Annotated in this window: 17 protein-coding genes and 1 riboswitch; of the genes, 1 reads left to right on the forward strand and 16 read right to left on the reverse strand. The window is 60.2% G+C overall.

Translation table 11 applies throughout. The features are described from left to right. Window positions 1-65 precede the first annotated feature (65 nt). The 16 genes from HDE75_RS21060 to HDE75_RS21135 all read right to left on the reverse strand — a co-directional run bounded on the left by HDE75_RS21060 (window position 66) and on the right by HDE75_RS21135 (window position 18,124). Window positions 66-2,378, reverse strand: a complete 2,313-nt coding sequence (locus HDE75_RS21060; RefSeq protein ID WP_183680146.1) for a UvrD-helicase domain-containing protein — start codon at window positions 2,376-2,378, stop codon at window positions 66-68. 24 nt (window positions 2,379-2,402) lie between these two features. Continuing rightward, window positions 2,403-3,968: an MFS transporter gene (locus HDE75_RS21065; RefSeq protein ID WP_260174240.1), complete on the reverse strand. Its 1,566-nt coding sequence runs from the start codon at window positions 3,966-3,968 to the stop codon at window positions 2,403-2,405. 111 nt (window positions 3,969-4,079) lie between these two features. After that, window positions 4,080-5,177 carry a DUF4272 domain-containing protein gene (locus tag HDE75_RS21070; RefSeq protein ID WP_183680151.1) on the reverse strand — a complete coding sequence of 366 codons (1,098 nt, stop codon included), beginning with the start codon at window positions 5,175-5,177 and terminating at the stop codon, window positions 4,080-4,082. Window positions 5,178-5,304: 127 nt separating this feature from the next. Continuing rightward, the gene (locus HDE75_RS21075) at window positions 5,305-6,159 is read right to left on the reverse strand and encodes a hypothetical protein (protein ID WP_183680153.1); all 855 of its coding nucleotides are present in this window, start codon (window positions 6,157-6,159) and stop codon (window positions 5,305-5,307) included. Window positions 6,160-6,506: 347 nt separating this feature from the next. After that, the gene (locus HDE75_RS21080) at window positions 6,507-7,613 is read right to left on the reverse strand and encodes an S-(hydroxymethyl)glutathione dehydrogenase/class III alcohol dehydrogenase (RefSeq protein WP_183680155.1); all 1,107 of its coding nucleotides are present in this window, start codon (window positions 7,611-7,613) and stop codon (window positions 6,507-6,509) included. Window positions 7,614-7,719: 106 nt separating this feature from the next. After that, a complete protein-coding gene (locus HDE75_RS21085; RefSeq protein ID WP_183680157.1) occupies window positions 7,720-8,352 on the reverse strand; it encodes an ANTAR domain-containing response regulator in 633 nt (210 codons plus the stop codon). A 92-nt stretch (window positions 8,353-8,444) separates the two neighbouring features. Then, window positions 8,445-9,056 (reverse strand): thiamine phosphate synthase, encoded by a 612-nt coding sequence (gene thiE / locus HDE75_RS21090; RefSeq protein ID WP_183680159.1) that lies wholly within the window; start codon window positions 9,054-9,056, stop codon window positions 8,445-8,447. Further along, complete coding sequence (locus tag HDE75_RS21095; RefSeq protein ID WP_183680383.1) at window positions 9,056-9,853, reverse strand: hydroxymethylpyrimidine/phosphomethylpyrimidine kinase; 798 nt, start codon at window positions 9,851-9,853, stop codon at window positions 9,056-9,058. Before HDE75_RS21095 ends, thiE begins: the two co-directional genes overlap by 1 nt. Then, window positions 9,853-10,647: a thiazole synthase gene (locus tag HDE75_RS21100; RefSeq protein ID WP_183680161.1), complete on the reverse strand. Its 795-nt coding sequence runs from the start codon at window positions 10,645-10,647 to the stop codon at window positions 9,853-9,855. The genes HDE75_RS21095 and HDE75_RS21100 overlap by 1 nt, the downstream gene beginning before the upstream one ends. Window positions 10,648-10,665: 18 nt before the next feature. Then, window positions 10,666-10,869 carry a sulfur carrier protein ThiS gene (thiS, locus tag HDE75_RS21105; RefSeq protein WP_183680163.1) on the reverse strand — a complete coding sequence of 68 codons (204 nt, stop codon included), beginning with the start codon at window positions 10,867-10,869 and terminating at the stop codon, window positions 10,666-10,668. Window positions 10,870-10,885: 16 nt separating this feature from the next. Beyond that, window positions 10,886-12,799, reverse strand: a complete 1,914-nt coding sequence (gene thiC, locus HDE75_RS21110; protein WP_183680165.1) for a phosphomethylpyrimidine synthase ThiC — start codon at window positions 12,797-12,799, stop codon at window positions 10,886-10,888. A gap of 105 nt (window positions 12,800-12,904) precedes the next feature. Beyond that, a riboswitch (TPP riboswitch) is annotated at window positions 12,905-13,018 on the reverse strand. 61 nt (window positions 13,019-13,079) lie between these two features. Further along, window positions 13,080-13,337, reverse strand: a complete 258-nt coding sequence (locus tag HDE75_RS21115) for a hypothetical protein (RefSeq protein WP_183680167.1) — start codon at window positions 13,335-13,337, stop codon at window positions 13,080-13,082. A gap of 42 nt (window positions 13,338-13,379) precedes the next feature. Next, entirely contained in the window at window positions 13,380-14,192 is an 813-nt protein-coding gene (locus HDE75_RS21120; RefSeq protein ID WP_183680169.1) for a response regulator, read from the reverse strand. A gap of 24 nt (window positions 14,193-14,216) precedes the next feature. Beyond that, the gene (locus HDE75_RS21125; RefSeq protein WP_260174239.1) at window positions 14,217-16,121 is read right to left on the reverse strand and encodes a hybrid sensor histidine kinase/response regulator; all 1,905 of its coding nucleotides are present in this window, start codon (window positions 16,119-16,121) and stop codon (window positions 14,217-14,219) included. A 41-nt stretch (window positions 16,122-16,162) separates the two neighbouring features. Continuing rightward, window positions 16,163-16,903 (reverse strand): Crp/Fnr family transcriptional regulator, encoded by a 741-nt coding sequence (locus HDE75_RS21130; RefSeq protein ID WP_183680171.1) that lies wholly within the window; start codon window positions 16,901-16,903, stop codon window positions 16,163-16,165. Between the two features lie 168 nt (window positions 16,904-17,071). Then, the gene (locus HDE75_RS21135) at window positions 17,072-18,124 is read right to left on the reverse strand and encodes a porin (protein ID WP_183680173.1); all 1,053 of its coding nucleotides are present in this window, start codon (window positions 18,122-18,124) and stop codon (window positions 17,072-17,074) included. 485 nt (window positions 18,125-18,609) lie between these two features. On the opposite strand from HDE75_RS21135, the gene HDE75_RS21140 reads away from it, so the two are divergent. Beyond that, entirely contained in the window at window positions 18,610-21,417 is a 2,808-nt protein-coding gene (locus HDE75_RS21140; protein ID WP_183680175.1) for a valine--tRNA ligase, read from the forward strand. Window position 21,418: the final 1 nt, after the last annotated feature.

The raw sequence follows: 21,418 nt of genomic DNA on the forward strand, positions 1-21,418 counted from the left end.
CATAGATACCCACATATAAAAAGGGGCAGCCTTTGCAGGCTGCCCCTTTTTTATGGCCGTGAATACTATCTTCCCAGCTTTTCCAGCTTGGCAATGCCTAGGTCCAGCACCTTCATGCCGTGCTGGCCGAAGTTGATCTGGGCGCGGGCATTGCCACCGCCGCCTTCGATATTGACGATCACGCCTTCGCCGAACTTGGCGTGGGCCACCGATTCACCGATGCGCCAGCCCGGACCGGCTGATTTTTGCACGATCTTTTGCGCAATCGCATTGTCCGTGCCCAGGCTGCCCACCGTGCGCGGGACTTCATCCCAGGCCGATTTGCGGTTGCCGAACCAGTTGGCCTGCACTTTCGGCGACAGCCACTTCAACGATTCTTCCGGCAATTCATCGAAGAAACGCGATTTCATGTTGTAGCGGGTCTGGCCGTGCAGCATGCGCGTTTGCGAGAAGCTCATGTATAAACGCTTGCGCGCGCGCGTAATGGCCACGTACATCAAACGGCGCTCTTCCTCCACGCCGCCATCTTCCTTGGAACTGCTTTCGTGCGGAAATAATCCCTCTTCCAGGCCCGTGATGAACACGTTGTCGAATTCCAGGCCCTTTGCCGAGTGTACCGTCATCATTTGCAAGGCATCCTGGCCCGCCTGGGCCTGGTTGTCACCCGCCTCCAGCGAAGCGTGCGACAAAAAGGCGGACAGCGGCGACATCACGGCTGGCAATGGCGCATCGGCGTCCAGAATTTCGATACCATCCTGGTTGAGCACGGGTGCACCCGATTGCGCCTGCGCGGCCGGTCCCAGATGGGCTGGTGCGCCCTGGCCAAAACCTTCTTCGGAGATAAACTGGCTGGCAGCACTGACCATTTGCTCCAGGTTTTCGATGCGGTCGGCGCCTTCTTTTTCATTCTGATAATGCTGCAGCAAGGTACTCGCTTCGAGCACCACGCGCACCATTTCCGGCAGGGACAATTGCTGCGTTTCAAAACGCACGCCTTCGATCAGCTTGACGAAACCAGCCAGCGAACTGCCTGCCTTGCCCGATACATACGGTACGGAAGCGTACAGCGAAATGCCATACTGTTCGGAGGCCGCCTGCAATTGCTCGATCGAGCGCGCACCGATGCCGCGCGTGGGGAAGTTCACTACACGCAAGAAAGCCGAATCATTGTGCGGGTTATCCATCAATTGCAAGTAAGCAATTGCGTGCTTGACCTCGGCGCGCTGGAAATAACGCAGGCCGCCATACACGTGATACGGCATGCCGGCCGAAAACAGCGCATGTTCAATCACGCGCGATTGCGCATTCGAGCGGTACAAAATAGCGATTTCACTGCGCGAGGCGCCATCGGCGATCAGGCTTTTCGATTCTTCAATGATCCACTGCGCTTCCTGCAAATCGGAACTGGCTTCATACACGCGCACCTGCTCGCCATGGCCCGCATCCGTGCGCAGATTCTTGCCCAGGCGCTTGCTATTATTAGCGATCAGCAAGTTGGCACTATCGAGGATGTGACCATGCGAGCGGTAGTTCTGCTCGAGCTTGATCAAGTTCTGCACCTGGAACTCATGCTCGAAGGCGCTCATATTTCCAACGTTGGCGCCACGGAAAGCATAGATACTCTGGTCATCGTCGCCGACGGCAAATAGCGCGCCGCCATCGCGGCTGCCATGGCCAGCCAGCAATTTGAGCCAGTTATATTGCAGATTATTGGTATCCTGGAACTCGTCGACCAGGATGTGCCGGAAACGCGCCTGATAGTGTTCACGCAGCGGCTGGTTGCGGCTCAGCAATTCATAGGTGCGCAACAGCAATTCCGCAAAATCGACTACGCCTTCACGCTGGCACTGGTCATCGTAGAGTTGATACAGCTCCACCATCTTGCGTTCGTGTGCGTCATACGCTTCCACGTCGCTGGCACGCAAGCCCTGGTCCTTGGCATTGTTGATGAAATACATCACCGTCTTCGGCGGGAATTTTTCATCATCGATATTGTTCGCCTTCAGCAAGCGCTTGATCACCGATAACTGATCCTGCGAATCGAGAATCTGGAAGGTTTGCGGTAACGCTGCATCGCGGTAATGCGTGCGCAGCAAGCGGTTGCACAGGCCGTGGAAAGTACCGATCCACATGCCGCGCGTATTGATCGGCAACATGGCCGACAAGCGCGTCAGCATTTCCTTGGCCGCTTTATTCGTAAAAGTCACGGCCAGGATACCGGGCGGCGACACTTGCTGGGTCTGGATCAGCCAAGCGATGCGGGTGGTCAGCACGCGGGTCTTGCCCGAGCCGGCGCCTGCCAGGATCAAAGCATGTTGCGCCGGCAAGGTGACGGCGGCCAATTGTTCAGGGTTCAGGTTGTGAAGAAGATTTTGCATGCCGTGATTATACCGGCACGCCGCTCAGGATTTTTTCCTGCCCGCGTCTTTATTGCCGATCAAGTGCCAGGCGCACAGGGCGCTGGCCAGCGCCAGCCCGGCCGATAGCCACATCACCCAGCGAAAACCGGCCACATACGATAGATCAATAACATGTTTCAGTGCGGCCGCGTCCTCGGCACTGGTGTGTGCCGGCAATTCAATGGCCGCCATCCGTGCCCGCTGCGCCCGCACCTGTTCGATCACGGCCGGCTTTGCTACTACCGTGCTCAGGTGGCTGTCCAATACGCCATTGAACACCAGCGCCATGACAATGCCGAACACGGCGATCGCCAGCAAGGCCGCCACGCGCGACACGGCATTGTTAATACCGGAAGCAACGCCGGCCAGGCTGGCGTCCAGCGCATTCATCACCGTCGTCGTCAGCGGCGCCACGGCGACCGACATGCCCAGGCCCAGTATCAATACCGCCGGAAAATAGGTGGTCCAGTAACTGCCGTCTATACCGGGCAGCGCGAATAAGGCAAACCCGAGCGCCGCAATCGCCGGGCCCAGTACCAGCGGCAACTTGGCGCCGTAACGGTCGACCAGTCCGCCGCTCCAGCGCGACAGGAAAAACATCAGCAAGACAAAGGGCAGCAAGGCGGCGCCCGCCGCCAGCGCCGAATAGCCTTGTACCTGGATCAAATTAAGAGGAAAGAAATACAGGCCGCCACCGAGCGCCGCATATAGCAGCAAGGTCAGCAGATTGGCGCCGCTGAAATCACGCGAACGGAACAAGCGCATCGGCAACATGGGCGCCGGATGGCGTAGTTCGACCATGACAAAAGCGGCCAGCAGCACCAGTGCAGCACCCAACGCCGCCAGTACGCCAGCATCACCCCAGCCCTGGTTCGACGAAGCGATCAAGCCGTACACCAGGCTGGCCAGCCCGGCGCTGGCCAAGGCCGCACCCGTCCAGTCGAGGCGGGCAGGCGCGTTCGGATCACTGCTTTCCGGCACATAACGCCAGGTCAGCGGCAAGATCAGCAAGACCAGCGGGATATTGATCAGGAAAGCCCAGCGCCAGGAAAAATGTTCGATCAGGAAACCGCCCAGCACCGGCCCGATAGCCGCCGTGATGGCCGTATAGCCAGACCAGGTGCCGATCGCCTTGCCGCGCTGGTTTTCCGGAAACGAAGCGCTGATCAAGGCCAGGCTGCCCGGCACCAGCAAAGCGCCACCGATGCCTTGCACGGCGCGGGCAACGACCAGTTGGCCCACGCTGCCGCTCAGCCCACAGCAGACCGATGCAGCGGCAAACACCATCACGCCCAGGCCAAACACGCGGCGCCGGCCATAACGGTCGCCAGCCGTGCCGCCCACCAGCAACAATGCCGCCAGGAACAATGCATACGATTCCACCACCCATTGCACGTTACTGGCGCTGGCCTTGAATTCTTGCTGCAACGCCGGCAAGGCCACATTCACCACCGTGCCATCGATAAACACCATGCTCGACGCGAGTATCGTGGCGGCCAGCACCCAGGGGCGCGCAGCGACCGTGCAAAGGGAAGCGGGCTGCGCTGCTATCGTGGTCGGGGACATCATGCTGGGCACTCCCATCTTGACTGCTCATGCCCCCAGCATAGCGTAATGACACCAGCGCGGCGCCGCTTAGGTGCTGAGGTGCTGAGGTGCTGAGGCGCTTACCCTTGGCGATCAGGTCGGGGTATCGACGTCGTCCCAGTCCGCATTTTCAAAGCGGGCCAGCCAGTTCAGCGCATGATGCCGTTCCAGCACCACGCCAGGAATCACGCCGTCCGGTGCATTCTTGCCATCGATATCGGCTTGCCTGACGGCCCAATGCAAGCGGTAATGCAGGTCCAGGGCATCGATCAATTCGGCCGCCGGGCGCAATACCGCGCGACTGATCAATTCTTCAGCATCGGCATCGAGCACCAGGCTGGCCAGGTGACCGACGTCGCAGATTGCATCCGGAAATGGCAGCTTGTCGATCAAGCCAATCGCCCAGGCCAGCAGATTGACGCCTTCGTAGCGCCAGCCGAACTGGGCCAGGTCTTGCGCTGCCGGCGTTGCCTCCTGCAGGAAGGCCAGCTCGCGCGGCGTGGCGGCGGCCAGCGCCAGCGGCAAGCGCGTGCCGATTTCGTCAAGCGACAAGTCTTTATGCTCGGACAGGAATTCGGCGCGCAAGGCCACGGCAAACAACGCCAGCACGCGCGCGGCGACCTCTTGCGGACTACGCAAGCTCACTTCCGGCACGGCTATCACCGGTGGCAGGCTGGACGGCACATGGATAGCCCGTTCCGCCAGCAAGCGGTCCGTGCGGGCTTTGCGCTCAAACGCTTCCTGGGGATAAGGTATTTGCGCCGCCGGATCTTCCTGCGCACCATCGGACGCCTGCAACAGCAAGCCGGCCGGATCGTGGATATTGCCATTTTGCAGGAACAGGATGGCATTCGCCTCTAGCGCCCAGGCATGGAAAGCGGCCAGGTGTTCGGCCGGCACTACCACGCTGACATGGCGCCGCACTTTTTGTATGTGGCGCAACAGGTGGTAGCGCGTGCGGGTCATCGCGCCATCGCCACGGCTTTGCACATAGCCCATAAAACCGTCGAGGTGCTTGCCGAGTTCGGGATCGCCATGATCGCGGTCGCCCAGCAAGTCGTGCGGGAAAGTCATAGTCGGCGGATCGCCGTTGGAACAATAGGCATTCAAAAGAATACGGTCATCGGCAGCAGTGTCTTTCGGCGGCGCCGCTTTCTTTTCGGCAAAAACACTTTTTAATATGTTAAGCATGGCAAGTCCAGGTAATACGGTGTGATTGGCTGGTGAAACATCTATCGATTACAGTTGCTTGAAGATATTAGCAGCCAGATCAAAAACACCGTGTCCCCTAGACATATGCGTCAGGCAAGCCAGGATATCAGACAGGCCTGGCTTTGCCACTGCGCAAAGCTTCTTCGATAATGGCGCGGGTCGCCTTGTCAGCTGCCTTCGACGCTTGCTCTTGCTGCTTGCCCAGCGTCTGCATCTGCTTGCCCAACGCATCCATGGGTTTGCCGTTTTCCTTCATTTGCTGCGACAAGGCTTGCATCGAGGCAGCATCGCGGTCATGGATCGCGGCAAGGCGGTCGCCGTGCTGCTCCATCTGGTCTTGCAGGCTTTCCATCTTTGCCTGCAATTTCTCCACCTCGCGGTCGGCCGCTGCACGCTCGCTATCGCTGCTGGCCAGCGCCTGGCGGCGTGAGGCCTGCCCCAGTTGACGCCCCACGTCCCCTTGCTGGCGGCCCAGTGCATTCATCTGCTCGCTCTCGGTGCGCGCTGCGGCCGATTGATTGCGGCCCTGTGCACTCATCTGCTTGCCCAAAGCGCCCATGCTCTTGCCCTGAGCCCCCATTTGCTTGCCCAGACTGCTCATTTGTTTGCCGAGTTCCTGCGTAGGCTGCCAAGCCGCATCAATCCTGGCCAACAGGGCAGGATCTTGCAGCAGATATGCCTTGCCCTGATCGCGGAACCACAGGAACGATCCCTTGACCGAGCTTTTCAAACGTTTGACCTGCTCGCCATCAAGATTGCTACCCACCATGGTGATGCTGTCTTTGCCGCCATCGACCAGTGCATAGCCCTCACCGCCTGTGTTCGTGGAATAGTTGACCCGTGTACTGGCCGCTGCAGGCGCGACAGCAGGCTGGGGTGGCTCCGGCGGCTGCACGGCCAGCACGCTGCCGCTGATAAGGATGCCGGCCAGGCTGAGGATCAAACGGTGGGGAGTGCTCATGGCTGCCTCGTTAAAAAGTGATAGAGCCTGGACTGTAGCGCTGGATGGCATGCATCTCCAGCAGTGCGCGATGGAAGGTCAAAACGGATGGCTGGACGGCATGTTCATGCGATGGATGGCAAATCGTCCAGGCAAAAAAAAGCGGAGGTGGGAGCCCTCCGCGGAAAGTGCCGTGGTACGGCATGGACAAGATAACGCAAGCAAACATGCACATCGAGCGCCACGCGACGAAGCGTCAAAACAAAGGACTGAACTGCATGCTGGCGCGACGGATAGCAAGCAGATAAAAAAACGGAGACCCGAGGTCTCCGCAAAAACGCCGTGGTACGGCGTAGCTTGATACAGTCTTAATACAGTACGACGGAGCGTATCGATTCACCGCTCTTCATCAAATCAAAGCCCTGGTTGATATCATCGAGTTTCAAGCGGTGCGTGATCAGGTCATCGATATTGAGTTTGCCTTCCATATACCAGTCGACGATCTTCGGCACGTCCGTGCGGCCGCGCGCGCCGCCGAAAGCCGAACCCTTCCACACGCGTCCCGTCACCAGCTGGAATGGGCGGGTCGAGATTTCCTGGCCGGCCGCCGCCACGCCGATAATAATGGACTGGCCCCAGCCCTTGTGGCAGCACTCGAGCGACTGGCGCATGGTGGTGGTATTGCCGATGCACTCGAAGCTGTAGTCGGCACCGCCATCGGTCAGCTGGATAATCGTGTCGACCACGTTTTCCACTTCATTGGCGTTGACGAAATGCGTCATGCCGAACTTGCGGGCGATTTCCTGGCGCGCCGGGTTGATGTCGACGCCGATGATTTTATCGGCGCCCACCATCTTGGCAGCCTGGATCACGTTCAAGCCGATGCCGCCCAGGCCGAACACCACCACATTGGCGCCCGCTTCCACCTTGGCCGTAAACAGCACGGCGCCCACGCCGGTGGTCACGCCGCAACCGATGTAGCAAACCTTGTCGAACGGTGCGTCGGAGCGTATCTTCGCCAGCGCGATTTCCGGCACCACGATGTAGTTGGAAAACGTCGAGGTGCCCATGTAATGGAAAATGGGCTTGCCGTCGATGGAAAACCGCGAAGTCGCATCCGGCATCAAACCACGGCCTTGCGTGGAGCGGATCGACTGGCACAGATTGGTCTTTTGCGACAGGCAGAATTTGCACTGGCGGCATTCGGGCGTGTACAGCGGGATGACGTGATCATCTTTTTTCAGGCTTTTCACGCCAGGGCCCACGTCAACCACCACGCCGGCGCCTTCATGGCCCAGGATGGCGGGGAAGATACCTTCCGGGTCGGCGCCCGAGAGTGTGTAGTAATCGGTATGGCAAATGCCGGTGGCCTTGATTTCCACCAGTACTTCGCCTTCGCGCGGACCGGCCAGGTCCACTTCCTCGATCGTCAAAGGCGCGCCCGCCTTCCATGCCACTGCTGCTTTGGTTTTCATGTCTGTCCTGTCGGTGATGGGATCGGGCGCTTGAACTTAACTAAAACACGCCACATCCCCGCATGATAGCAAACGGGCACGCATGGCAGGCGCCCATGCAGCAGACTTACTTGGTCTTGGCGCGGTTCAAAAAAGCGCCATGCAAGCCGTTCAGGGTTTCCTCGGCCAGCAGCAGCTGGTTGGCAATCTCATTGATCTTGCGGCGGCTGGAACGGGCATGGTCGCGCAGCACTTCGAACGCCGTGTTGCGGTCGGTCTGGAACTTGCCCATCAAGAGGCCCACCGCCAGGCTGGTTTCGCGGCCAGCTGCCAGCGCCGCATTCAGGTTCAATTCCGTGCGGCGCAGCTGGCGGATATCGTCCGCGCGCGCCAGACCCGCTTCAAACGCCGGCATCAAGCGGCCTTCATCGACCGGTTTCACCACATAACCGACGGCGCCGTAAGCGGCCGCCTGCTTGCCCGATTCGCTGTCGCCGCTACCGGACAGGAACATGAAGGGTACGGCCGTTTCGCCATGCAGGCGCTTGGCCAGTTCCAGGCCGGACATGCCGGGCATATGGATGTCGAGCAGGGCCAGGTCAGGCTCGCGCTGGGCGATCAATTGCAGCGCCACTTCGGCCGAATTGGCCAGCGCCGTTTCATAACCGGCATGACGCAGGACTTCGCCAAGGAATTCCAACAGGAGCTGGTCATCGTCAACGATCAGGATAAGGCGTTTCGCGGCGGCTGGCTGACTCATGGGTAAAGAAACCTCGGTAATGAATGATGTCCTTATTATATGCCGATTATCTGCAAAAACCGCCGCTCCGCAGCAATGGTCACGCGGTGATTTCAAGCGCTAAACAAGCGATTGAATTGCCCCACTGCAACAATAGGATCGTCCGCCTGGTACACGCTGCTGATGGCCGCCACCATATCGGCGCCGCGCGCAGTCAGCGGGGCCGCATTGATCGGCGTCATGCCGCCGATCACCACGCATGGCAAGGCGATCTCGCGCCTGGCTTGCAAGACGATATCGGGATCGGTCGTGACCGCATATTTTTTCACCAGCGACGGGTAAAAGCCGCCAAAGGCCACATAACTGGCGCGACCCTTTTGCGCCGCATGGGCCAGCGCCAGGTCGCCATAACACGAGGCGCCCACGATCTTGCCAGCGCCCAGCTGCGCCCGCACCTGCGCCACCGAAGCGTCGGTGCCGCCCACGTGCACGCCATCTGCATCGAGCTCTTCACATAGCTCGACGAAATCATTGATGATAAAGGGTACCCGGTACTTGCGCGCCAGCGCCAGCAAGGCGCCCGCCTGCTCGCGCCGCTGCCCCGCATCAGCGTTCTTGTGGCGGTACTGCAGCAGCGCCACGCCGGTACGCAAGGCTTGTTCGCTCACCTCCAGCAATTTTTCAGTGTCATCCCAATTGGGGGTGACCAGATACAGTCCACGCATTATTTCTCCTGTAGATAGTTGAGCCGCTGCGGCATGGCCTGCCCCGCCGCCACGGCATAAGCACCAGCCAAAGCAGCATGGCAATAGCTTTGCGCGCCATCGAGTGCATCGTCCATAGCCTGCCCCTGCGCCAGCCGCGCCGCGATGGCGGCGGCCAGGGTGCAGCCGCTGCCATGAAATTCGCCTGGCAGCCTGGGCCAGGCCCAGGCGCGGCACATGGCGCCTCCTTCAAACCAGCGGTTGACGACCACCTCGCCCTCGCCATGCCCGCCCGTCACCAGCACATGCTGACAGCCTTGCGCCTGTAAAAAAGCGGCCTGGTCCGCCACCGCAAGCTGCCCGCTGAGGCTCAAGGCTTCCGGTCCATTCGGTACTAACACGGTAGTGATGGGCAGCAAGGGAGAGAGTGCCTGCACCGCATCATCGCGGCTGAGCACGTCTCCATGGCCGCTGGCCAGCACCGGGTCCAGCACCACGGCCAAGCCCGGCTGGCGCTGGCGCAATTGGGCGATCAGTTCGGCGACCACGCGCGCATTGGCCGCGCTGCCGGGAATGCCGATCTTCACGGCGTGGATGACCATTTTGTCTATCAAGACCTGCGCCTGGCGCCGCAACAACTCGGGCGCCACCGGTTCGACGCCATACACACGGTCGTTGTCCTGCACGGTCAGGGCTGTGATCACCGGCAGCGCATGTGCGCCCTGCGCCGCGATGGCGAGGATATCGGCGGCGATGCCGGCGCCGCCCGAAGGGTCGACGCCGGCAAACACCAGTACCGTCTTGCGGCTAGCGGCCATCACGCCAGGCGGCCCGCCATCGGCGACGACGGCGAGGCCGCAAATTTCTTCGGCATCCGTCCCGCCAAAAACGCCTCGCGCCCTGCCCGCACGGCCAGCTTCATGGCGCGGGCCATGCGCACGGGATCGCGCGCACCGGCAATGGCAGTGTTCATCAGCACGCCATCGCAACCGAGTTCCATGGCAATCGCCGCGTCCGACGCCGTACCCACGCCCGCGTCGACCAGCACCGGCACCCTGGCCTGCTCGATGATCAGCGACAGATTCCACGGATTCAGAATACCCATGCCCGAGCCGATCAGGGAGGCCAGCGGCATCACGGCCACGCAGCCGATGTCTTCCAGGATTTTCGCCTGGATAGGGTCATCGCTGCAGTACACCATCACGTCAAAACCATCCTTGACCAGCGCTTCGGCCGCGACCAGGGTTTCCGGCATATGCGGGAACAGGGTCTTTTCATCGCCCAGCACTTCGAGCTTGACCAGATTGCGCCCACCCAGCAGCTCGCGCGCCAACTGCAAGGTGTAGACGGCGTCCTTGGCCGTGTAGCAGCCGGCCGTATTGGGCAAGATCGTGTAGCGGTCGGGCGGCACGAAGTCGAGCAGGCTGGGTGCGTGCGGGTCCTGGCCGATATTCACGCGGCGTATCGCCACGGTGATGATTTCCGCTTCGGCCGCATCGGTGGCCTCGCGCGTCTGCGGCAAGTCCCGGTATTTGCCGCTACCCACCAGCAAACGCGATTGATACTGCTTGCCTGCGATGGTCAGCAGGTCGTTCTGTGTTTCCGTATTCATGTGTTCTTCCTTATTCTTTCAGCCGCCACCGATGGCGCGTACGATTTCCACTTGATCCCGGGTTTCCAGGACTCTGTCAGGCCACACTTTGCGCGGCACGACGCTGCGGTTGACGGCCAGCGCCAGCGCCTGGTTTTCCAGCGACAAGGTGGCGATCAACTGGTCCAGGGTTAGTCCCGGCGGCACCTGATGCGGTGCGCCGTTCAAGACGATCTCTATCATTGCAGTGCCTCCTGATTCAGACCTTGCGATACAGCTCGGCGCCGTTCTTGACGAATTCGATGGCTTTCACTTCCATGCCTTTTTTCAGCGCCGCATCGTCCGAGATGCCGATGCCGGCCGCGTACTCGCGCACTTCCTGCGTGATCTTCATCGAACAGAAATGCGGGCCGCACATGGAGCAGAAATGCGCCACCTTGGCAGAATCCTTGGGCAGGGTTTCGTCGTGGAATTCGCGCGCCTTGTCCGGGTCCAGGCCGATATTGAACTGGTCGTCCCAGCGGAATTCAAAGCGCGCCTTGGACAAGGCGTTGTCGCGGATCTGCGCGCCCGGATGGCCTTTCGCCAGGTCGGCCGCATGCGCAGCGATCTTATAGGTGATGATGCCGTCCTTGACGTCGGCCTTGTTCGGCAAGCCCAGGTGCTCCTTCGGCGTCACGTAGCACAGCATGGCCGTGCCATACCAGCCTATCATGGCCGCGCCGATGCCCGAAGTAATATGGTCATAGCCGGGCGCGATATCGGTGGTCAATGGTCCCAGGGTGTAGAACGGCGCTTCGCCGCACTGCTCCAGCTGCAAGTCCATATTCTCCTTGATCAGCTGCATCGGTACGTGGCCCGGGCCTTCGATCATCACTTGCACGTCGTGTTTCCAGGCGATCTGCGTCAGCTCGCCCAGGGTTTTCAACTCTCCCAGTTGCGCTTCATCGTTGGCGTCGTAGATGGAACCGGGGCGCAAGCCATCGCCCAGCGAAAACGATACGTCATACGCCTTCATGATTTCGCAAATCTCTTCGAAGTGCGTGTACAAAAACGATTCCTGGTGGTGCGCCAAACACCACTTGGCCATGATGGAGCCGCCGCGCGAGACGATGCCGGTCAGGCGCTTGGCTGTCATCGGCACATAGCGCAGCAGCACGCCCGCGTGGATGGTGAAATAATCGACGCCCTGCTCTGCCTGCTCGATCAGGGTGTCGCGGAAAATCTCCCAGGTCAGGTCTTCGGCCTTGCCGTTGACCTTTTCCAGCGCCTGGTAAATCGGGACGGTGCCGATCGGTACGGGGCTGTTACGGATGATCCATTCACGCGTCTCGTGGATATGCTTGCCGGTCGACAGGTCCATCACATTATCGCCGCCCCAGCGTATGGCCCAGGTCATTTTTTCCACCTCTTCGCCGATCGAGGAGGTGACGGCCGAATTGCCGATATTGGCGTTGATCTTGACGAGGAAATTGCGGCCGATGATCATCGGTTCGACTTCAGAGTGGTTGATATTGGCGGGGATGATGGCGCGGCCGCGGGCGATTTCCTCGCGCACGAATTCGGGCGTGATCTCGGCCGGGATGCTGGCGCCAAAAGACTGGCCAGCATGCTGGCGGCCCATCAGCTCGGCCAGGCGTTCGCCCATGGCGCCAGAGGCGCGCAGCTCGCGCAGATACTCCTGGCGGCGCATGTTTTCGCGGATGGCGACGAATTCCATTTCCGGCGTGATGATGCCTTGGCGCGCATAGTGCATCTGCGTGACATTCTTGCCGGCGATGGCGCGGCGCGGCTTGCGGTGCAGATTGAAACGCAGCTCGGCCAGCTTGGGGTCGGCCAGGCGCGCGATACCGTATTCCGAGGTCGGACCGGGCAATTCTTCCGTGTCGCCCCGTTCTAATATCCACGGCAGGCGCGGTGTGTCCAGGCCCGAGCGGATATCGATCTGTACATCAGGGTCAGTGTACGGGCCGGAGGTATCGTAGACGTAGATCGGCGGGTTTTTCTCGCCGCCGAACGAGGCTTCCGTATCGGACTGGCTGATTTCGCGCATGGGCACGCGGATGTCGGGGCGGCTGCCTTCGACATAGATCTTGCGTGAATTCGGTAGCGGCGCGATGGCGGCTTGGTCCACCGTGGCGGTGGCGGAAAGGAATTTCGGATTGGCGTTCATTTTGGCTCCTTGGCTAGACTGTTTAAAGCCTGGAGCCAGCTAAGGAGGTTCGGATGTACCCAGCGCGCGCTCAATGAATGAATCAAACAAACAATCAGGCGGGTGTGCAGCATCCTAAAGCTTCCCTTCGCTGGCATTATCCAGATCAGGTTCGGAGGGTATTTCTCACCCGCGCTTCACCGTGTTTCCACAGTCAAGGCAGGACCCCTAGCGTTTGCCGCCTTGCGGCAGCGGAGCAATTATACGCTTTAACTACAGCGTCTTTCAAACAAAGTGAGGGCTATTTCTTCTTGCCCCATTGCCAGCGCGTCGGTTCACCCTTGCGCGCGCAGATACCGATCAACAGGGCAAAGACGGCCACTTCGTACACGATGTAAGCCACCAGTGATTCCTGTGGCGGAAACAGAAAGGCGCCGCAGGCGAACAGCAGCAGCGCAGCGAGGAACACCAGCCAGCCCTGCCAGGCGATGGGCAAGCCCCAGCCCATGCCGTAGCTCTTGGCGGGGAACCAGTATTTGGGAGGCGATTTTTCAGCCATGATCACTCCTTGTTAATGAATACACACAAGGCACAGTCTACATCAGGCGTGCCGCAAACGCAGGCGCTCGCTCACATCAAGCCCGATGCCGCGGTAGCCGATAAAGCGGCTGCCATTGTCAAACATCGGTTCGCCACTGACTTGCAGGTACTGCATGCTGCCGTCAGGGTTGCTGCGGCTATAGATAAAGTCGAGAAACGGTTCGCGCGCGGCGATCTTGGCGTCGAGCATAGCCCGCTCATCGGCATTCCAGCGCTGCGGTTCCTCGGCGCTGCCGATGCCCAGCATCTCGGCCACGGGACCGGAAAAGCGCGTCAGATTACCGTGTGCATCCTGCTCCCAGTACCAGTCCGACGACAATTCCGTGAAGCGCTGGAAGCGCGCTTCGCTGGCGCGCAATTCCGCCGTGCGCTCATCGACCATCAGTTCCAGCGACTTGCTGTAGTCATTGAGTTTCTGGTACAGCAGCCGCACTTCCAGCATATTGTGGATGCGCGTTTTCACTTCCACCAGGTCGAAGGGCTTGCTGACGAAATCCTTGGCGCCCGCCTGCAGCGCGCGCAGCTTGTGGCCCGGCTGGGCGGTGATCACCAGCACCGGCAGATAACTGCCCGCCTCGATGTCGCGCAAGCCTTCCATCACTTCGAAGCCGTCCATTTCAGGCATCTGCAAATCGAGCAGGATCAAGTCGTAGCGGTGTTCCTGGTGCAGCGCGCGCACGGCTTGCGGGTCCATGGTGGAACTGATGCGGCTATAGCCGGCATTGCGCAGCATCTGCTCGAGCAGCATGACATTGGCTTCCTGGTCATCGACGACGAGGATGCTGGCGTTCAAAATCTCGGTAGCTTGCAACATGGTGTGTTCCTAAAAAATGCTGAATCAGCGTAGTGCGTGAATGTCGTCGGCCAGGCCGTGGGCGGCCGCGTGGTGCAGGGCTACGTCCAGCGCATCCATGAACTCTGCCACTTTGATCGGTTTGGTCAGATAGCGGAAGAAACCCGCTTCCAGGCCTTTTTCTATGTCGCGCGGCACTGCGTTGGCCGACAGCGCCATGACGGGAATATGGCTGGTCAACGGATCGTCGTGCAGCAGGCGCAAGGCGCCAAAACCGCTCAGGCCAGGCAAGTTGATATCCATCAGGATGATGTCTGGCTGATAGGTGCGCGCCAAATCCATGCCCAGGTGCGCATCGATGGCCGTCAGCAGTTTCAAGTCGCTGCGGCGCGCGATCAATTGCTCGACCAGCGCCAGGTTGGCCGGATTGTCTTCCACGTACAGCAAGGTGCGCTGGGTTTCCTGGTCTTCCTGTACCACGGGCAGTACTTCGCCCTGGCCCAGCACCAGCTCGGGCGCACTCGAGGCCTTGAACTCGACCCAGAAAGTAGTGCCCACACCGACCGTGCTGTCGACGCCGATCTCGCCGCCCATCAATTCGACCAATTGACGCGTGACGACCAGGCCGATGCCCGTGCCCTCTTCCGTCCCGCTTTCCTGGCCCAGGCGGTTGAAGGGCTGGAACAGCTGCGCCATCTGTTCAGTGCTGAGGCCAGCGCCGCTATCGGTCACGCTGGCGCGCACGCGGTTGCCGCGCTGGCGGCATTCGACGCGCACGCTGCCGCCGCCCTGGTTGTACTTGATCGCATTCGACAGCAGATTGATCATCACCTGCTTGACCCGCGTGCGGTCGGCATGCACATAAAAAGCCTTGCCGCAGCGGGGGAAATACATATTGATGCCGCGCTTTTCCGCCTGCGGCGCGATCATCGCCTGGCAATCCTGCAGCACGTCGAGCAGCGACATCGCCTCTTCCGACATGGTGACCTTGCCCGACTCGATCATGGCCAGGTCGAGAATTTCATTAATCAGGCGCAGCAGATACCAGCCGCCCTTGAGTATCTGGTCCAGGGAGCGCTGCTGCGGCACGGTCGGCGGCGGCACATCGGATGCCATCAGCTGTGCAAAGCCCAGCACGGCGTTCAGCGGCGTGCGCAATTCATGGCTCATGCTGGACAAAAATTCGGACTTGGCGCGGTTGGCCTTTTCCGCCACCTGGCGGGCCTTTTCCAGTTCCGCATTGTTCGATTCGACCAGCGAACGCGTGTACTGTTGCTGCTCTTGCAGGCGCTGGTCCAGCAATGCCTGTTCCGCCTCGTCCTGCTTGCGGGCCGTATTGTCGGTGCCGATCAGCAGATAGCCGATCACCTTGCTTTGCGCATCGCGCAAGGCCGTCACGGATAGCATGGCGGGAAAGCGGCTGCCATCCTTGCGGATGTAGGTCAGCTCATAGATATCTTCGATGCCGCGCTTGGCCTTGAATACCAGCGCTTCCACGCCCGGCGTGATCGGCGTATCGAGTTCAAGGCTCAGCGCCTGCGCGCGCGCGATGATTTCCTGGGCGTCGGAAATACTGGCCGGCGTCAGCTTGTCGACCAACTCACTGGCCTGATAGCCCAGCATGCGTTCGGCGCCGACGTTGAATATCTGGATCACGCCCTGCGCATCGGTGGCGATGCAGGAAAAATTGGCGCTGTTAAAAATCGCATCCTGCAAGGCGCCCGCCTTCAATACCTGGCGCGGCAAGCCTGCCGCGACCGTGCGCCGGTACAGCGCGATCAACAGCAGCAGCAAGAGCAAGACCAGCGCATCGATCACGATCGCCGTCTGGCCCGAGTCATGCCAGGCCAGCAGACCCACGGCCAGCAGCACGATGGCGCTGAAGGTGAAGGCCAGCGCCATGGGCCAGCGCGAGGGTATGTTGGCAGGATTTTTTTCAGCTGTGTGCATGTAGAACCCAAGCGGTGACAACGGTTAAAAGAGCAAGGCGCTCAAGTGTTCTGGCGGCGCCGCACATCCGACAGCAAGCGGGCAAATTCCTTCTTGACCACGCCATAACATTCGCAGACATGGCCTTCCAGCCCGGCCCGGTCCTGCACGGTGATATGGCCGCGCCGGTAACTGATGAAACCGCGCACCTGCAAGCGGCCCGCCGCCTCCGTCACGCCTTCGCGGCGCACGCCCAGCATATTGGCGATCAATTCCTGCGTCATGGTCAGTTCGCGGTTCGGCAAGCGGTCCATGGTCAGCAAGAGCCAGCGGCACAGTTGCTGCTCCACCGAGTGATGACGGTTGCACACGGCCGTTTGCGACATTTGCGTGATCAGGGCTTGCGTATAGCGCAGCAAGAGGCGCATGACAGGGCCGGAGCGGTTGAATTCATCCATCAGCACATGCGCTTTCAGGCGAAAACCGATGCCGCCCGTCTGCACCACGGCGCGGCTGGGCGTGGAATCGCCGCCCATGAACAGCGACACGCCGACCACGCCTTCATTGCCCACGCCGGCGATTTCAGACGAACCGCCGTTTTCCAGTAAATAATGCAGCGAGACGATGGCCGTGGTGGGAAAATACACATGGTGCAGCTTGTCGCCCGAGTCATAGATCACGTCGCCCAGCAGCATGGGCACTTGCTCCAGATGCGGCGCCAGGCGCGCAAAATCCTCGTCGAGCATGGCGGCGAGCAAATGGTTTTGATTCGGATTGTGTTTCAAAGCATGCGGACTCGACATGGTCAGGCTTCCTGGTTTCCAGTCGTCAGCTAGGGGATGAGGTGAAAGGCGTCGGAACGAGAGCCGCCACACGATGCAGGGTAACACGCCAGCTGCAAGGCGTGGCTACTATATTCCTCTGCTGCCCAACTGTCCGTTCGGCAGCGAACGGACAGTTGGGCATTCAATTTAAAACGTGTGACGCAAGCCTATATTCAAGGCGCGGTTGCCGCTGCCCACTTCGGTGGCGTTACCCACCATATAGGCGGCGCCGTTGCGGTTGCGGATATGTGCATACGCGAGGTAGATCTTGCTGCGTTTCGACAAGGCATAGGTCGCGCCTATGGCAAGTTGCTGCGCATCGCGGTTGGCGGCATTGCGGTCATCCTTGTGAATGAAGGAAGCCAGCAAGGTGGTGGCGCCCAGCGGCACTGCCACCCCGACAAGGGCGTCGCGGCTATCGGTCGATACCGTGGGCGCGACTGGCGCGCCATAGGGATTTTCGGCAAAGAACATGGAACTGCCCTCGCCCGTGTTGCTACCGTAACCGGCAAAGGCCGTGGCCAGACCAAAGTTGTAATTGCCAGCCAAAATGGTGTTATTGACATTCGCCTTGCCCGGTTCGCCGCCCCGGCTCTGACGCGCCAGGCGCAAGGTCAAGGGACCGTTCACGTAACCGAGCGAGAGGCCCAGCGAGCGCTGGTCGGCAGCCAGGCCCGAATGTTCGCCCGCGCCAAACATGGCGATCGCCGTCAAGCCGCGCCATTCCGGCGAGGTGTAGCGCACGGTATTGTCGATACGGGTAGCTGAATAACCGGCGATATTGGTCGAGGCGCCTGCCATGCCGCCCTCGAATGGGTCGGCCACATCCGTCAGCGCCTGGCTTTGCAGATTGTACTGGCGGCCCACCGTCAGCATGCCCAACGGGCTTTTCAGACCGACAAAGGCCTGGCGGCCAAACAATTGGCCGGCCTGGTCGGAACCGCCCGTGTCCGTCAGCAAACCTGCTTCCAGGGTGAATACGGCTTGCAAGCCATTGCCGATGTCTTCCGTACCACGCAAGCCCAGGCGCGATCCGGCCGATACGCCACTGGTGAGCTTGCTGATCTTGCCAATACCACCGTTTTCCTGCACCAGCGCTGCATCCATCAAGCCATATACGTCGACCGACGATGCAGCGTGGACAACCTGGGCATGGGCGGTGGCGAGAGCAACACTGAGCGAGAGCGCAATTTTCTTCATGGTAGTTTCCTTAATGCAAGCGAAACCAGGAAAGCTGGCGGCCATGGCGCAGCCACAGGCGCGCTGAAGAAACCGCCATGCGGATTGCCGTATCGAAAGACGACGGGCCAGATATCCTGGCTAAGCTGTGGCGGCGCGGCAAATAAAAACAATCGCGCGCGGGTGTCCGCCGTGAATGGTGCACCGCTGGCGGTGCGCGTGGCTCAGGCGCCCAAAGGGCAGCTGAAATGGCCGGGACCGCTGCTGCGGCCGGCACGAATGATGCGGGCAGATAGTCAATCTGACCATGCGCCGCTGGCACTGTCCAGCAAAGCTGGGAGGCAGTAGCTAGGCCGTTATGATAACACCGGGAACCGATTACCCCCCGTTCTGTTGCCATCCGATGGGCCGCCAAGCCGCCAAAAGACTGAAAAACAGGGTCATCCACGGCGCAGGGCTTGCCGTGTCATCTATAATGGTTCCTTTTGCCAAACACACGCCAAATCATGGAATTAGCCAAGTCTTTCGAGCCCGCCGACATTGAACAATTCTGGCGCACCGAGTGGGAACAGCGCGGTTACTACACCGCCACCCTCGATGCCGGAAAACCTTCCTTCAGCATCCAGTTGCCGCCGCCGAACGTCACCGGCACCTTGCATATGGGCCACGCCTTCAACCAGACCATCATGGATGGCTTGACGCGCTACCACCGCATGCTGGGCCACAACACGGCCTGGATCCCGGGCACCGACCACGCGGGCATCGCCACGCAAATCGTCGTGCAACGCCAGCTGGACGCGCAAAAGATTTCGCGCCATGACCTGGGCCGTGAGAAATTCGTGGAAAAAGTGTGGGAATGGAAAGAAAAATCGGGTTCCATCATCACTGGCCAGATGCGCCGCCTGGGCGCTTCGGCTGACTGGAAGCGCGAATACTTCACGATGGACGAGCCACGCTCGAAAGTCGTGACCGACGTCTTCGTGCGCCTGTTCGAACAAGGCCTGATCTACCGCGGCAAGCGCCTGGTCAACTGGGACCCGGTGCTGGGCACGGCCGTGTCCGACCTGGAAGTGGTGTCCGAAGAAGAAGACGGCTCGATGTGGTACATCAAGTACCCGCTGGCCGACGGCAGCGGTTTCCTGACGGTGGCGACCACCCGTCCTGAAACCATGCTGGGCGACGTGGCCGTAGCCGTCGATCCGACCGATGAGCGCTACACGGCGCTGGTCGGCAAGATGCTGACCCTGCCATTGACGGGCCGCGAAATCCCCATCATCGCCGACGAATACGTCGACAAGGAATTCGGCACGGGCTGCGTAAAAATTACGCCAGCGCACGATATGAACGATTACGCCGTGGGCCAACGCCACAAGCTGGCGCAAATCGTCATCCTGACCTTGGACGCCAAAATTACCGACGACGCGCCGCAAGCGTATCGCGGCCTGGACCGCTTCGCGGCCCGCAAGCAGATCGTGGCCGACCTGGACGCGCAAGGTTTGCTGGAACAAGTCAAGCCGCACAAGCTGATGGTGCCGCGCGGCGACCGCACTGGCGTAGTCATTGAACCGATGCTGACGGACCAATGGTTTGTCGCCATGAGCAAACCGGCCCCGGAAGGCACTTTCTTCCCAGGCAAATCGATCGCCGAGACGGCGCTCGACAAGGTTGCCAGCGGCGAAATCAAGTTCGTGCCGGAAAACTGGAGCACCACTTATAACCAATGGCTCAACAACATCCAGGACTGGTGCATCTCGCGTCAACTGTGGTGGGGCCATCAGATTCCTGCCTGGTACGATGACAAGGGCAATATTTTTGTTGCGAAAACCGAAGCCGAAGCACAAGCCAAGGCGCAAGCGGCTGGCAGCACCGGCCCATTGAAACGCGACGACGACGTGCTCGACACCTGGTTCTCGTCCGCACTGGTACCGTTCTCGACCATGGGCTGGCCGGAAGAAACGCCGGACATGAAGGCCTTTTTGCCTTCGTCCGTGCTGGTGACGGGTTTCGACATCATCTTCTTCTGGGTCGCGCGCATGGTCATGATGACGGCGCACTTCACGGGCAAGGTGCCGTTTGAAACCGTGTACGTGCACGGCCTGGTGCGCGATTCGACGGGGCAAAAAATGTCCAAGTCGAAAGGCAACACCCTGGACCCTATCGACCTGATCGACGGTATCGGCCTGGAAGACCTGATCGTCAAGCGCACCACCGGCCTGATGAATCCACGCGATGCGGAAAAGATTACCAAGGCCACGCGCAAGGAATTCCCGGACGGCATTTCCGCTTACGGCACGGACGCCGTGCGCTTCACCATGGCCAGCTACGCTTCGCTGGGCCGCAACATCAATTTCGACCTGGGCCGCTGCGAAGGCTACCGCAACTTCTGCAACAAGATGTGGAACGCCACCCGTTTCGTCATGATGAATACGGAAGGGAAAGACTGCTCGCCGAACGAGGCGGACCTGTCGCAAGCCGATAAATGGATCATTTCCCTGCTGCAAAAAGCCGAGCTGGACGTGGCCAAGGGCTTCGAAGACTTCCGTTTCGACAATATCGCCGCCAGCATCTATAAATTCGTATGGGATGAATATTGCGACTGGTATCTGGAAGTGGCCAAGGTACAAGTACAACAAGGCACGGAAGGCCAGCAGCGCGCCACCCGCCACACCCTGCTGCGCGTGCTGGAAGTGGTGCTGCGCCTGGCCCACCCGATTATTCCGTTTGTGACGGAAGCACTGTGGCAAACGGTGGCGCCATTGGCTGGCAAGACACTCAAGGCCGAAGGCGATTCCATCATGATGCAGCCCTACCCTATCGCCAACACCGACAAGATCGATGAGTCGGCCGAAGCGTGGATGCAGCAGCTGAAAGCCTTGACGGACGCCACCCGCAACCTGCGCGGCGAAATGCAGATTTCGCCATCGGTAAGAGTGCCGCTGACCGTCGAAGCAGGCAACGCCGAAGAAAAAGCAGCGCTGGCTTCCTTTGCACCGTACATCGCCTCGCTGGGCAAGCTGGCCGAAGTGCAGATCGTCAATGCATTGCCTGATTCGCCTGCCGCGGTTGCCATCGTCGGCACCACCAAGCTGATGCTGAAAGTGGAAATCGACGTGGCCGCTGAACGCGAGCGTCTGTCGAAAGAAATGGCCCGCCTTGAAGGCGAGATCAACAAGGCCAACGGCAAGCTGTCGAATGAAAGTTTTGTCGCCCGCGCGCCGGCGGAAGTGGTGGCGCAGGAAAAAGCCCGCGTGGCGAACTTCTCTGCCACGCTGGACAAGATGCGTGAGCAATTTTCAAAGTTGCCAACCGCGTAAT

Source organism: Janthinobacterium silvisoli (genome assembly GCF_014200725.1).
Taxonomy (GTDB): domain Bacteria; phylum Pseudomonadota; class Gammaproteobacteria; order Burkholderiales; family Burkholderiaceae_D; genus Janthinobacterium.

Bases quoted from the DNA above. Each gene is read 5' to 3' on its own strand.
- HDE75_RS21060 (WP_183680146.1), bottom strand. From the start codon at position 2,378: ATGCAAAATCTTCTTCACAACCTGAACCCTGAACAATTGGCCGCCGTC.
- HDE75_RS21065 (WP_260174240.1), bottom strand. From the start codon at position 3,968: ATGATGTCCCCGACCACGATAGCAGCGCAGCCCGCTTCCCTTTGCACG.
- HDE75_RS21070 (WP_183680151.1), bottom strand. From the start codon at position 5,177: ATGCTTAACATATTAAAAAGTGTTTTTGCCGAAAAGAAAGCGGCGCCG.
- HDE75_RS21075 (WP_183680153.1), bottom strand. From the start codon at position 6,159: ATGAGCACTCCCCACCGTTTGATCCTCAGCCTGGCCGGCATCCTTATC.
- HDE75_RS21080 (WP_183680155.1), bottom strand. From the start codon at position 7,613: ATGAAAACCAAAGCAGCAGTGGCATGGAAGGCGGGCGCGCCTTTGACG.
- HDE75_RS21085 (WP_183680157.1), bottom strand. From the start codon at position 8,352: ATGAGTCAGCCAGCCGCCGCGAAACGCCTTATCCTGATCGTTGACGAT.
- thiE (WP_183680159.1), bottom strand. From the start codon at position 9,056: ATGCGTGGACTGTATCTGGTCACCCCCAATTGGGATGACACTGAAAAA.
- HDE75_RS21095 (WP_183680383.1), bottom strand. From the start codon at position 9,853: ATGGCCGCTAGCCGCAAGACGGTACTGGTGTTTGCCGGCGTCGACCCT.
- HDE75_RS21100 (WP_183680161.1), bottom strand. From the start codon at position 10,647: ATGAATACGGAAACACAGAACGACCTGCTGACCATCGCAGGCAAGCAG.
- thiS (WP_183680163.1), bottom strand. From the start codon at position 10,869: ATGATAGAGATCGTCTTGAACGGCGCACCGCATCAGGTGCCGCCGGGA.
- thiC (WP_183680165.1), bottom strand. From the start codon at position 12,799: ATGAACGCCAATCCGAAATTCCTTTCCGCCACCGCCACGGTGGACCAA.
- HDE75_RS21115 (WP_183680167.1), bottom strand. From the start codon at position 13,337: ATGGCTGAAAAATCGCCTCCCAAATACTGGTTCCCCGCCAAGAGCTAC.
- HDE75_RS21120 (WP_183680169.1), bottom strand. From the start codon at position 14,192: ATGTTGCAAGCTACCGAGATTTTGAACGCCAGCATCCTCGTCGTCGAT.
- HDE75_RS21125 (WP_260174239.1), bottom strand. From the start codon at position 16,121: ATGCACACAGCTGAAAAAAATCCTGCCAACATACCCTCGCGCTGGCCC.
- HDE75_RS21130 (WP_183680171.1), bottom strand. From the start codon at position 16,903: ATGTCGAGTCCGCATGCTTTGAAACACAATCCGAATCAAAACCATTTG.
- HDE75_RS21135 (WP_183680173.1), bottom strand. From the start codon at position 18,124: ATGAAGAAAATTGCGCTCTCGCTCAGTGTTGCTCTCGCCACCGCCCAT.
- HDE75_RS21140 (WP_183680175.1), top strand. From the start codon at position 18,610: ATGGAATTAGCCAAGTCTTTCGAGCCCGCCGACATTGAACAATTCTGG.